This is a genomic window from Planktothrix sp. PLAVEN19ND (assembly GCF_057220675.1).
In genome coordinates this window covers 4,540,135-4,554,476 of the sequence record NZ_CM170132.1, presented here as the reverse complement: position 1 = coordinate 4,554,476, position 14,342 = coordinate 4,540,135, and the positions used below count along the sequence as shown (strand labels likewise).

General features: G+C 39.5%; 5 protein-coding genes. 4 read left to right on the top strand and 1 reads right to left on the bottom strand.

Annotation, left to right across the window (positions count from 1 at the left end; translation table 11 throughout):
- Nucleotides 1-53 precede the first annotated feature (53 nt).
- Entirely contained in the window at nt 54-1,748 is a 1,695-nt protein-coding gene (locus tag AC2D3N_RS19355; RefSeq protein WP_484691852.1) for an NAD+ synthase, read from the top strand.
- Nucleotides 1,749-1,759: 11 nt separating this feature from the next.
- Here AC2D3N_RS19355 and AC2D3N_RS19350 read toward each other — a convergent pair whose 3' ends face one another.
- Nucleotides 1,760-4,768, bottom strand: a complete 3,009-nt coding sequence (locus tag AC2D3N_RS19350) for a UPF0182 family protein (protein WP_484691851.1) — start codon at nt 4,766-4,768, stop codon at nt 1,760-1,762.
- An 849-nt stretch (nt 4,769-5,617) separates the two neighbouring features.
- Here AC2D3N_RS19350 and AC2D3N_RS19345 point away from each other — a divergent pair.
- From AC2D3N_RS19345 to AC2D3N_RS19335, 3 genes are all read left to right on the top strand, one after another.
- Entirely contained in the window at nt 5,618-6,463 is an 846-nt protein-coding gene (locus AC2D3N_RS19345) for an ABC transporter permease (protein WP_079681038.1), read from the top strand.
- Nucleotides 6,464-6,529: 66 nt separating this feature from the next.
- Nucleotides 6,530-7,948: an ABC transporter ATP-binding protein gene (locus AC2D3N_RS19340; protein WP_484691850.1), complete on the top strand. Its 1,419-nt coding sequence runs from the start codon at nt 6,530-6,532 to the stop codon at nt 7,946-7,948.
- 51 nt (nt 7,949-7,999) lie between these two features.
- Complete coding sequence (locus AC2D3N_RS19335) at nt 8,000-14,287, top strand: glycosyltransferase (protein ID WP_484693778.1); 6,288 nt, start codon at nt 8,000-8,002, stop codon at nt 14,285-14,287.
- Nucleotides 14,288-14,342 lie beyond the last annotated feature (55 nt).

Here is a 14,342-nt window from a genome sequence, read left to right as displayed (position 1 = left end):
GTGGGTTGGCAATAATAAAGTCATCTTAATTAATATCATACTCAAGTTTGACTATGAAAATTGCGATCGCTCAACTTAACCCCACCGTTGGAGACTTAACGGGAAACGCCCAACGGATATTAGAAGCAGCAGAAAAAGCCTTGGCCGCCGGATGTGATTTGTTATTAACAACAGAATTATCCTTAACAGGATATCCTCCCAGAGATTTATTAATTCGTCCCAGTTTTATTCAAGCAGCAACGGAAAAGTTAGAGCAATTAGCAAGAGATTTACCGCCAGGAATTGCGGTATTAGTAGGAACAGTTGAACCCAATTTAGACTATCAAAAAAATGGGGGAAACCCGATTTATAACAGTGCAGCCTTATTAGAACAGGGTGAAATTAAACAATATTTTCAAAAGCGATTATTACCGACCTATGATGTTTTTGATGAAGATCGATATTTTGAACCGGGGTTAGAAAGTGATTTTTTTATTTTAGAAAATTCTGGAGAAAGGATTAAAATTGGGGTAACAATTTGTGAGGATTTATGGAATGATGAATCATTTTGGGGTAAGCGTAATTATGCTTGTAATCCTTTAGCAGAATTAGCTGAAAAAAATATCAATTTAGGGGTTAATTTATCAGCTTCTCCCTATCAAGTGGGGAAACAGAAGTTCAGACAATCTTTAATTAGTCATAGTGCAAAACGGTATAATATTCCCATTTTGTATGCGAATCAAGTGGGGGGAAATGATGATTTAATTTTTGATGGCTGTAGTTTTGCATTTAATAAAAATGGTGATAAAATATTAAGTTTAAAACCTTTTGATACGGATTTTGAAATTATAGAATTTGACCCAAATACACAAGATTTAATTGCTGTTTCTGACCAAAACCAGCAAATAAACTTAATTGAAAGTCAGGATCAAGAAATTTGGTTAGCGTTGGTTTTAGGCGTAAAAGATTATGTGCATAAGTGTGGATTTTCTCAAGTTATTTTAGGTTTAAGTGGCGGAATAGATTCGGCTTTAGTCGCTGCGATCGCAACGGAAGCATTAGGCAAAGAAAAGGTTTTAGGGGTGTTAATGCCCTCTCCATATAGTTCCGATCATTCGATTCAAGATGCCTTAGAATTAGCCAATAATTTAGGAATACAAACCCAAACTTTACCCATTGGGGATTTAATGAAAACCTTTGATCAAACCCTAGATCCGATCTTTGCAGGAACCTCCTTTGGGTTAGCAGAAGAAAACCTGCAATCTCGCATCCGAGGCACACTATTAATGGCGGTTTCTAATAAATTCGGACATTTGCTATTAACTACAGGAAATAAATCAGAAATGGCGGTAGGATATTGTACCTTATATGGGGATATGAATGGGGGATTAGCGGTAATTGCCGATGTGCCTAAAACCAGGGTTTATTCCTTGTGTTCTTGGTTTAATCAATATCATGGCAAAGAAATCATTCCTGATCATATATTAACAAAGCCACCCAGTGCAGAACTCAAACCCGGACAAGTCGATCAAGATTCTTTACCCCCTTATGGAATTTTAGATGATATTTTATATCGTTTAATTGAAAAACATCAATCCTTAGCTGAAATTGTGGAAGCAGGACATCAAGAATTGGTGGTTCAGAAAGTGATTAAATTAGTAATGATTGCGGAATTTAAACGCCGTCAAGCCGCCCCGGGATTAAAAATTAGCGATCGCGCTTTTGGAACTGGATGGAGAATGCCCATTGCCAAAGGGATTTATTGGTAATCCCTCTTTATTTAACTGGCTTTTGGTTGGGATAAATTTAGGGGAGCAGAGGGTTGAATTGGTGGGACTTGAAAGATGTCTCTTAATGCTTCTTCTAAGGTTGGTCGCATCACAACTCGGTTTTCACTAGCAACAATTACTCTAACTAAGGTCGGTAAACTATTTTCCTCTGCCTCTAAATATAAAGGTTCAACATAAAGTAGGGATTGTTCAATGGGAATTACTAATAAATTGCCTTGAATTACCCGGGAACCTTGACGACTCCAGAGGGAAATCTGCTCAGAAATTTCGGGTTCTTGGTTAATTAAAGCTTCTACCTGTTCCGGCCCAAAAATCAGGCGTTGTTTGGGGAAACGATATAATAGTAAACTGCCATAATGTTCGAGATCAGAGCGAGCCGCTAACCAGGCGACTAAGTTATTCCGACTAGCAGGAGTAAAGGGCAGCAGCAGCATAAATTCCTCGGTTTTTTCCGTCGGTAATCGCATGATTAAATAATAGGGTTCCATGGGTTGTTGTTTACTCGCATAAATTTCTACTGGAACCCGCCAGAGGTCTTCCCGATTATAAAAAACAATCGGATCACTCATGTGATAAGTGAGTAAATGTTGAGATTGAACACTAAATAAATCAAGGGGATAGCGAATATGTTGACGCAGGGTAATAGGCATTTCTTCAATAGAATTAAACAAATCAGGAAAAACCTGTTTTAGTGTGGATATGATGGGATCTTTATCTTCCTCTAATGAATAGAACTTCACCTTACCGTTATAAGCATCAACAATTACTTTAACCGAATTTCTAATATAGTTAAATCCCGCCCCTTCGGGATCGGAATAGGGGTACATATTACTGGTGGTATAAGCATCAATCATCCAATATAAATAATTATGATCTACGGATGGGAAATTAGAGTCAGCAACCACAAGATAGGGGTTACTATCATAATGGAGAAAAGGAGCGATCGCCTTTACCCTTTCTAAGATATTACGCCGAAATAATAACTTAGTTTCGGGGGTGAAGTTATCGGTAAATAGCATTTGCCAATTTTTTAAATAATAGGCAAATAAAAACCGTTTCCATCCCGTTCCAATCACAATTCCACCCTCACCATCATAGATATTATAAACATTCTCATTGCCCAAGGGAAAATCCAGTTCTTTGACCTGAGTAGAAGTCATAATTTGCGTATTAGTCAATAAACCGTAATAAAGTCGAGGTTTACCAATCGGAATAATATTTTTAATTCGAGGAGAAACTTCTAAGGTTGTATCGGGATCTAATTGGGGATCAGCACCAATATTTTTAACAAAAAATTCAGGGAGACCGCCCTCAGCCACCCGATTGACTGGAGAAAGGGTAAAACCATAACCATGAGTATAAACCAAATGCTCATTAACCCAAGTCTTGGCTTTTTCCGGCACTAATTCATAATTTAATTCCCGAGGGGCGATCAGTACCTGTTGTTTTTGTAAACCCGTATTAAACTTTCCTAAAAATTTATCGGGTAAAATGGAATATCGATCATAATCAGCATCGGAAAATTCATAATAAAGACGAATTTGTTGTAATTGACGATTTGTTTGTAATAACGGTCGTTTATCCCAAAGACGAATATTATCGATGGTTAAATTATTATTTTGAATATCGGTATAACTTAATTTAGCATTTGGATCAAAAGTTTCAACATTGATTTTATCTAAATTAAAGCCTTGGCGAGTATACTTAATACTGTGTTTAATATAAGGTAATTCTCGCTCTAATTCGTTGGGTTGAACAATAAACTGTTGAACCAAATTGGGAATAATACTTACCACTAGAAGACTCAGCCCTAAATACCAAGTAAATATTACTCTAAGGGAATAGCTATCTGCGAATAATTTATCTCGGCGTGAATTTCGGTTTTTAATTAGAGATAGTACCCCTATTTTTCTTAAAAAAATATCAATATATGGTCTGACTTTTTTGACCGAAAAAAGAGATTGCCAGATTAGAAAAACAGAAAGAAATAGAGCAATTATAGATAACAATAAATAACCAGGTTTTAATACATTGATATCGGTAAAATCTGCCCCAAATACAACCCCCTGGGTGGAGTATAAAAGTTCATAACGAGCTAACCAATACCGCATCGCACAACTAAACATTAAAAGCCCCGCCAGTCCGTGCAGGTGACGTTGCTGGGGTTGGGAAAAACTTGGGAATCGTCCTTGACTGAGACTATTTCCAGATAGTAAATATATTAAACTACAAGTAATAAAACTAACTGAAAACAATCCAATTACCCAAAATTCTAACAGGTGGGCAATGGGAAGACTAAAAATATAAAAGCTAATATCTCGATTTAATAAGGGTTCGACTTGGTTAAAAGAAGTAGGATGAAAATATTGCAAGAAATTTGCCCAATGACTTGATAATAATAAGCTAAATCCAAAACCAAAGATTAAAGCAATAAAACTAAAAACAATTAAAGAATTCCAGAGAATAGAAATTACTAAAATTACTAAAACAGGTATTTTCCAACTGTAGTCTTTAAAATTTTTAATCCATTGCTCAAAAATTTGAGGTTCAAACTGAGCCGGAAGTTTAGAAAATAGAGGTTGACTCGAATCCCAATGCCAATAACTAATAAAAATCTGGCTATAATGAATAATAATCAAACCCAGCAACAGGGAGAAACCCATCACCAGCATTAGAAGCGAAGGTAATCCCAAGGAAAATCGAGGTAAATTCTGATGAGATAAATCAAAAAGATGATCGGGAGGTTTATTTTGTAAATCTTGAGACAAATATCGATAGCGTCGAGCTATCACTAAATTCCCCATTAACCAAGCCACAGTTATTAATAAACCCAGTAGAGCCAACCCAACTTCTATCAGTAATCGTCCTTGAAAAACCGACAAATAATTAACTTCTTCAAACCAAATAAACTCTCCCCAGAACTTAGCGGTGAGATCCAGAATAAATCCTAAACTCAATCCCACTAAGATCACTTTAAAAAACAAATTTTTTCTCGGCATGAGATTCAATTAATCAATGAGAAAGCCTCGGGTTTTATTGTAACTGATCAAACCTAAATTCTGAATTTAAACAAACCCCGGGATAGAATATTAAAACTCTCACTACGGATTTGCTATACACCTGCCAACTCAGAACGGTCTACAATCAAAAGCGTATTGAGTGGAGTTGATTACCAAAAATGGATATTAAATTAATCCTGACCGTATTAACGGTGTTCTTTACCCTGGGCTGTCTGTTCTTCGGAACCAAAAACGGCTTCTATAATAGCGACGATTACCATGGTAACGGTTCCGCTCATTAATTAGAGAGGCGGGGGAGCGGGGGAGGCAGGGGAGGCAGGGGAGGCAGGGGGAGCAGGGGAGGCAGGGGAGGCAGGGGGAGCAGGGGGAGCAGGGGGAGCAGGGGGAGCAGGGGAGGCAGGGGGAGCAGGGGGAGCAGGGGAGGCAGGGGGAGCAGGGGGAGCAGGGGAGGCAGGGGAGGCAGGGGAGGCAGGGGAGGCAGGGGAGGCAGGGGGAGCAGGGGAGGCAGGGGAGGCAGGGGAGGCAGGGGGAGCAGGGGAGGTAAACTCTTTCTATTCCCCATTCCCCATTCCCCATTCCCCATTCCCCATTCCCCATTTCCCATTCCCCATTCCCCATTCGTAATTACTTCTTGGACTAGCTTTCTGGACACTTTGTATGGCACACTGATTGATTAAGATCAAGATCTGGGAGTAATAATCCTCTGGCCGGGATATCTGATAACACTGTTGACTTTAGGGTTGAGGTCTTCTTGGCTCTTTGTGTCAGGTGGTGAACTTGAAATCATGGTGTGTGTAGTGAACGAGGACGAAAAAATTGCTGCGGTCAATCAAGGGTTTTGTCAGAACTTCGGGGCGTGGGAGTCAATGGTCGCTTGTCAATAGCCGATTATCCCTCAAACTGAATCTGCTAAGTACATTAGTCCGAAGGGACTTAGAGGCACGATACAAAGGTTCGATTCTTGGCAACCTCTGGCCTCTGTTGAATCAGCTGTCCCAACTGCTGATTTATACCTATGTTTTTTCCATTGTTCTCAAGGTCAAACTCAATCTTGAGGGGTTTCCCGATAACGAATTAGCCTTTGGCCTGTGGCTATTTGCGGGTTTAATTCCTTGGTTTGCCTTCACAAATGGATTAATTCAAGCCGCCAGTTCCGTCGTTGGACAGCCGAATTTAGTCAAAAAGGTGGTTTTTCCCCTGGGATTATTGCCCCTGGTACCGATTTTTTCCGCCTTTATTGAAAGCTCCTTTGGCTTAGTAGCCTTAATTGGCTTAACCGCCTTGTCTTCTCAAATCCTCCACCCCACCCTTTGGTTACTGCCGTTAGTTTGGATACCCCAAGTTTTATTAACCGCCGGGTTAGGCTACTTAACAGCTGGATTAACCGTATTTCTACGCGATATTCCCCAGAGTTTAGGCGTAATTTTAAACCTTTGGTTTTATGTGACACCAATTTTATATCCCGTTGCCAAAGTTCCCGAATCCTGGCAATTTTGGATTGTTTGGTGCAATCCCATTACCGGACTTTCAGAAAGCTATCGAGATTTAGTTTTAGTCGGGGAAATGAGACATTGGGGAGAATTAGCCATATCCTCAATTATTGCCCTGGTTATATTTTATGGGGGCCTATGGGTTTATAGACGGTTGCGTCCAGCCTTTGCTGACGTTTTGTAGCGGTGACAGTTCCTCACACAACTCACACACAAACTGATCACTGATAAACCGGGAAATCAACATCGAATGACCGAAATTGCTATATCCGTTAATCACGTCTCTAAATGCTTCAAACGTTATCGCCATCCGGTGGATCGATTGAAGGAGGTTTTTGTGCCTGGAAAAAGTCTGGCGCATAATTTTTGGGCATTGCAAGATATAAATTTAGAAGTTTGGAAAGGCCAAACCCTGGGGGTTGTCGGTCGCAATGGTTCGGGAAAAAGTACCCTATTACAAATAATTGTGGGAACTTTAACCCCAACTCAAGGAGACGTGGAAGTTAATGGTCGAGTTTCCGCCCTATTAGAACTCGGGAGTGGGTTTAATCCTGAATTTACCGGGCGACAAAATGTATTTTTTAATGGTCAATTATTGGGATTAAAAACCCATGAAATTGAAGCCAAATTTGATAGTATTGCTGCTTTTGCTGATATTGGAGATTTTATTGATCAACCCGTCAAAACCTATTCCAGCGGGATGTATGTCCGTTTAGGATTTGCGGTAGCTACCAGTGTTGATCCTGATATTTTAATTGTTGATGAAGCCTTATCCGTTGGAGATGAAGCCTTTCAACGCAAATGTTTTAGTCGAATTCATGAAATCAAAGATCGGGGTGGCACCATTTTATTTGTCTCCCATTCAGCCCCTTCAATTATTCAACTCTGTGACTCGGCTGTATTAATGGATCGGGGAGAATTATTACTCGAACATACTCCTAAAATGATCATTTCTAAATATCAAAAAATGATCTATGCCGATGCGGATCAAATGATCATGATCCGAGATGAAATTCAACATTTAACCCGTAAATCCTCCCAACCTTTAGAGGAAGTTGAAGAAGATGCCCAAAAAAATCAGTCCCATCCTAAAAACCCAGCCTCTCCCTCCGTCCTACCTTCTTGGAATACAAAAAATGGACATTACAAAGATTATTTTGATCCTAAATTAGTTCCTGATCATCCGATTAAATATCCCTCCAGGGGGGCGGAAATTTTAGAACCCCATATTATTACCCTAGGGGGTGAAACCGTAAATCATTTAGTCGCTCGAAATAGTTATATTTACACCTATTCCGTGAAATTTGATAAACTCGCCTCCCATGTTCGCTTTGGAATGTTAATTAAAACCGTAAGTGGATTTGAATTAGCGGGAGCCTCCTTTTTAGCCACATCTCAATCTATTAAACAGATTGAACCCGGAACGACCATTGCCATCAAATTTAAGTTTGAATGTCAACTATCACCAGATGTGTATTTCCTGAATGCGGGGGTTTCTGGTATTGTAGAGGGTGAATTTACTTATTTAGATCGCTGTATTGATGTTGGGATGTTCCGAGTTCAACCCTATGAAGATTCCTGTAGCACTGGGGTAGTGGACTTGTTGATTGAACCCAGTTTAAAAATCAAGTCCGGTTTAGTCAAGACAGCATCGGAACTAGGTCTTTAAATATTGTTGTTGATTGTGATTAAAACGCTGAAATAGAACCCCAAGAACATGATGGATACAACTAACACCCCTTCTCCCATTATTATCATTGCCGGAATGCACCGCTCAGGAACCTCTTTAACCGCTTCCCTGCTACAAAATCTAGGGGTTAATATTGGTAAACAGTTAGTTGGTGCCGACTATGGCAATATTAAAGGTCATTTTGAAAATGTTGATTTTGTAGACTTTCACAAATCTATTTTTAAAAGCAATAATATTGATGAACTGGGGTGTGTATTCTCAGGGGAAATCTCCCTCACAGAACAAGAGATAGAAACCGCTAAAAAACTGATTGAAATTAATCAAGATTCGTCTTCAGCTTGGGGATGGAAAGATCCTAGAACTACTTTATTTTTGGACTTTTGGCATCAATTATTACCCCAAGCTAAATTTATTTTTGTCTATCGTTCTCCTTGGGAAGTCATCGACTCTTTGTATCGTCGGGCGACGGATGCTACCTTACTAGACCATCCCGAAATTGCCATCCAAATGTGGAGCAATTATAATCGCAAAGTTTTAGACTTTTATCATCAACATCCCGATAATTGTTTGTTAGCAAATGTTTATACTATTGGCAATCAACCATCTGATTTTATTGAAGAAATTAATCATAAATTTAATCTTAATTTACAGGGTGAATTTTCCGATAAATTCGAGCCGTCTCTATTAGTAAATCGGATTTTAGCTACTCCAAAACCCCTGTTTATTAAAGCCTATTTCCCTGAAGCCATTGAACTCTATCAAACTTTAGAAGCCACTGCTTACCCCTTAAATAGCAATTTAACGGCATCGGAATTAGAGAGTTTAAATCAGCCTTTATCCGCCGATTGGGTTTTTGAAGATTGGGCAAAACTCAGAAAATTAGAAAAAAATCAGTCTGTTCTCGCAAAAGATTTAGATATTTTACTCAAAGATCGAGATATTTTACAAACGGATATTCAAGAATGGCAAGAACGCTTTCAAGATGCTGTTGAACGTTTAATTAAAACTGAAAATCTCCTGGGTGAAACTCAGTTAAAACTCAACGGTGTAGAAATTAAAGCAGGGGAAGCCATTACAAAGTTAATCTCTACCGAAGAAGAACTCGGCAAAACTCAAGGAGAATTAGAAGGGTTTAAAACCCAATTTGAACAAGCAGTAAATAAACTCGTTGCCACAGAAATAGAATTAGGTCAAACCCAGGGTAAATATCAAGATATTCATGAAAAGTATATCCCCTTATATGCTAAATATCAAGAAATATTAGCTCGATGTCTGGAATCGGAAACCGCCCTAGAAAAAACGGAATTTAAACTACAAGTTACCAGTATTCAATATCAAGATGGACTGGCTAAACTCCTAACCTTAGAAGACGAATTAGGTCGCACCCAACTTAAATTATTCGGGGCAGAATCTCAATTTGAACAAGCCTTAAATAAAATATTCAGTTTAGAAGATGAACTGGGTAAAGCCCAGGGAGAAATTATCGCCATGAAGTCCTCCAAATTTTGGAAACTGCGAGGAAAATGGCTCGGGGCTAAACGACGGTTAAAACAATTCCGTCGTCGATTTATTTACTCACTAGATTTTCCTCTCAATTGGGAATTAATAGGGTTTACCGAGAAATTTTTGAATATTTCCGGTTGGTGTTTTCATACGGGAAATCAAGAACTAAAAGCAGTAAGAGCCAGAATAGGAACGGATATTTTCACCGGAGAATATGGCATTGAACGTCAAGATGTGGCGGAGATTCATGCGACCTATTCCCAAGCAAAATCATCAGGATTTTATCTGCAAATTCGTGTTCCCCAAGGCAATTCTTTAGTAGAATTAGAAGCCCAAGATAGTAACGGAAAATGGACGGTATTCGCCCGTTATCCCTTAACAGTTTCTAGTTTGAGAGCGTCCTTTGATGTGCCGTCACAGTGGGAACAAAGACAGGGACAAATTCTATTTGCCGGTTGGTGTTGCCATCCAACTCAGCGAATTACACAGTTAAAATTAATCTACGGTAATCAATGGGTGATTTGTGCCTATGGGTTACGTCGTGTGGATGTGGGACAGGTTTTTCCTAAGTGGATAGGCAGCGCCGAAAGTGGATTTGAAGCCTTAATTGATTTACCCCCGGGAACTTGGGAAATTCGATTAGAAGCCCATTTAGAAAATGGGGAAATTCTGATTTATAACTGTCCTCAAACGCTCCAAATTTCTCGCTACGGACTATTAGAAAAAAGTACCGCCAAAGTCAAACAAGTTTCTCGTTATACCGCAGCCATTCAAAAACGAATAGCAGAACGAAAACAACGTTTAGGGCGTCTTTTACCGATGCCTTGGGAAATTCCCGCAATTCTGCGGCAAATGAGCCTAATGTATCGGCAAACAACCGTTCCTCAAGGAGATTTTTTACCCCCCCAAGGCTTTGAATTACTGCAACCCATTGAACCCTATCAAGCCTGGTTAGCCGCCAATCAATGGACAGAACGCAGTTTAGAATCTTTAAAAACTCGGTTAACAGTTTATTCGCCAGAAATCCTGCCTAAAATTTCCGTGGTTATGCCCGTGTATAACCCCCCGATTGAATTTTTAGAAAAAGCGATTCAAAGTGTTGTTAATCAGGTTTATACCAATTGGGAACTCTGTATTGCGGATGATTGTAGTACCGATACCCAAGTCGTAGAATTATTAACTGAATATTCAGCAAAAGATTCTCGAATTAAAGTGCTTTTCCGTACCGAAAATGGCAATATTAGTGCGGCGACCAATAGTGCAGCGAGTCAAGCCACCGGGGAATTTATTGCCTTTTTAGATAACGACGACGAATTAACCCCCGATGCTTTAGGGGAAATGGCATTATATCTAATCCAACATCCCGAAACTGATTTTCTCTATTCCGACGATGACAAAATTGACCCAGAAGGCAAACGATTTGCCCCCCAATTTAAGCCCGATTGGTCGCCCCAACTGTTACTTTCCTATATGTATATGGGGCATTTATTAGTGGTTAGACGAGGAATTTTTGAGGAATTAGGCGGATTTAGAATTGGATTTGAAGGGTCACAGGATTATGATTTTGCCCTACGAGCAACGGAAATTTCCCGCCAGATTGGTCATCTTCCTTTAGTCCTCTACCATTGGCGCACCGCCCCCGGCTCAACGGCCGTTTCTGGAGCGGCAAAACCCGCGAGTTTTGATGCTGGAAAACACGCCATTCAAGATGCCTTAACCCGTCTTCAAAGTTCAGGAAAAGTTTATCAACCGAATTGGGCCAGTGAACTAAATCTAGGAATTTTTTATCATCAATTCCCCGACCAGGGGCCGTCGGTAACAATTCTTATTCCGACTAAAAATCAACTGAAATTACTCCAGGCCTGTGTCGAATCAATTCAGAAAACAACCTATCAAAATTATCAGGTTGTAATTATTGATAATGAAAGCGATGACCCCAAAACCCTAGAGTATTTAAAGAAAGTTGGCGACACGGAAAAAGTATCGGTTTTAAAAATAGCCAATCAAGGAAAATTCAACTTTGCTGCGATTAATAATCGGGCGGTGGAACAGGTGAATACGGATTATGTATTATTCCTGAATAATGACACAGAAGTGATTAATTCCCATTGGTTAACTCAGATGATGGGTTATGCTCGCATCCGAGGCGTCGGGGCTGTGGGGGCGCGGTTAATTTATCCCGATGACCGGATTCAACACGCTGGAATACTGCATGGACTTCACCATGGTTTAGCGGGTCATGCCTTTAAGTTAACCCATCGTCAAGATTTCGGTTATTTAGCCTATTCTAAAGTCGTAAGAAATTATTCGGCGGTGACGGCGGCTTGTTTATTAACACCTCGCCAATTGTTTTTAGATTTAGGAGGATTTAATTCAGTTGATTTTGCCGTTGCTTACAATGATGTGGATTATGGTTATCGATTATTTGAACAAGGTTATCAATCGGTTTATTGCCCAGAAGCAGAATTAATTCACCGAGAAGGAACCAGCCGGGGTTATAAAGATGACCCGAAAGAAGTGGCAAAATTCCGTCGCCAATATGCCCATAAAATTGATCCCTTTTATAACCCCCATTTATCCTTAGATAATGAATGGTTTCAAATTCAACCTCGACGCTATAAACTAAAATCAACGGTTAATTTTGCCCCTATTCCTAAAGTTTTAATGTGCAGTAATGCCTTAGAATATACGGGCGCGCCGTTACATCAATTTGAAATTGCTGTTAAGTTAGCCGCAGAAGGAAAACTAGAGCCGACGATTTTCTGTGTTGATGATGGGCCGTTACGCTATGCCTATGAACAGCAGGGAATTAGAGTTATTGTTCGGGAACATCCCCTGGCTAATGTTTATCAACGGGAAGCCTATAATACTGCCCTTGAAAGTTTAGCCAATGAACTCAAAATAGAACAATTTGATCTGGTTTATGCTAATACTTTAGAAACCTTTTTCATGGTCGATTGTGCAGAGAAAAAATTAATTCCTTCTGTGTGGAATGTCCATGAAAGTCAGGCTTGGCAAACCTATTTTAATGGACTGGGTTCAGAAATTGCAGCCCGCGCCTTAGAATGTTTTCAATTTCCCTACCGAGTGATTTTTGTTGCCGATGCAACCCGCAATCTTTATCACTCTTTAAATAGTCATCATAACTTTACGGTGATTCATAATGGCTTAGATATTCAACGGTTACTGAAAACATCTGAACAGCTAACTCGAACTGAAGCCAGAACCGCGTTATCAATAGCAGAAGATGAAATCGTTATTTTGTTACTGGGAACGGTTTGTGAACGAAAAGGACAGAAGGATCTACTCGAAGCGTTGCCCCTATTATCAAAGGAGTATCATAACAAAATTCGTTGTTTTATTGTTGGCGATCGCCCTAGTATTTATAGCACCGAATTAGCTCAATTAAAAGCCCAACTTCCTGATACTTTAAAACAGCGATTAACCCTAGTTCCAGAAACCCCAGAAACCGCCCAATATTTCCTCGCTGCGGATATTTTCGTCTGTACTTCTCGGATTGAAAGTTATCCCAGAGTAATTATGGAAGCCATGGGATATAACCTACCAATTATTACGACTCCCGTATTTGGAATTCCTGAACAGGTGCGTCCTGAAATTAATGGTTTATTTTACACACCCCATCAACCGGAAGAATTAGCAAAATGTCTAACAACATTGATAGAAAACCCGGATTTAAGACAGGAATTTGCACAAAATTCCCAGTATGTTTTGGAGTCTCTCAATACCTTTGAAGAAATGACTCAAAGTTATTTAGAAATCTTCCAAGAAGCCTATTTTATTAATCCCTATCCCGCCTCTAATAACCTCTCTACTCCTCCATCTGTTGAATCCTTAGAGATGCAGATAAACCCCCCTTCTCCGGTCACAATTCCCGCCGTCGAAGTCAATCATCCTGAGCCAGAAATTGCCGAACCTCAAGCCAAGAATTATTGGGAAACTAACCCTACTGCCGCCGCCAGTCAATGGGTTTCTAATCCAATTATTGCGGATACTATCCATCAACGAATGTCTGGAGGTCAAACTAAAAAATATTGGTTACGGTGGTTAATTCAAGATTATTTTGCAGGTCAAAAGTTTAATCACCTGATTTCCTTGGGATGTGGGATTGGTAATCATGAAATTTTGATGGCAGAATTGGGATTTGCTCAACATATTGATGCCTTTGATTTTTCGGAATCCTCCTTAGAAATTGCGCGAAAAGATGCGGAAAAAGCTGGAGTTAAGGTTAATTTTTATCAGGAAGATTTTAATACCTTTAACCTAAATCCAGAGGTTAAATATGATGTGGCATTTTGTTCAGGTTCTCTGCATCATGTGAGGGAACTAGAACGATTTTTAGAAATGGTTCATAAGGCGTTACATCCCCAGGGCTATTTTATTATTAATGAATATGTTGGGGCTAATTATTGCATTTACAATAAACGCCAGGTGGAACTGATTAATCGTCTGTACCAATGTTTCCATAAATTAATTCGTTCTGGAATTATGGAAAACAAATTTATTAACCCCAGCATCCATCAAGTTTTTGCCACTGACCCTTCAGAAGCGGTTCGTTCTCAACTGATTTTACCCTTTATTGAGTATTATTTTGATATCGAAATTTTTCATCCGTTTGGGGGCGCAATTCTTCATCCTCTGTATCCTTTGTTAGATCATAATCAGTTTTTACCTGGTGATCCTAAAGGAGAAACCTTAATTAAACTTTTGTTGGAATTTGAACAAATATTAATGGAAATTCCCGGAGGGTTAGAATCGGATTTCTGTTTGTGTGTATTGCGTCCCAAACGCTTTTGAATCAGTGATCATTTGTAGGGGCGGGTTCATCAAGATTTAGGTCATTAACAAACAT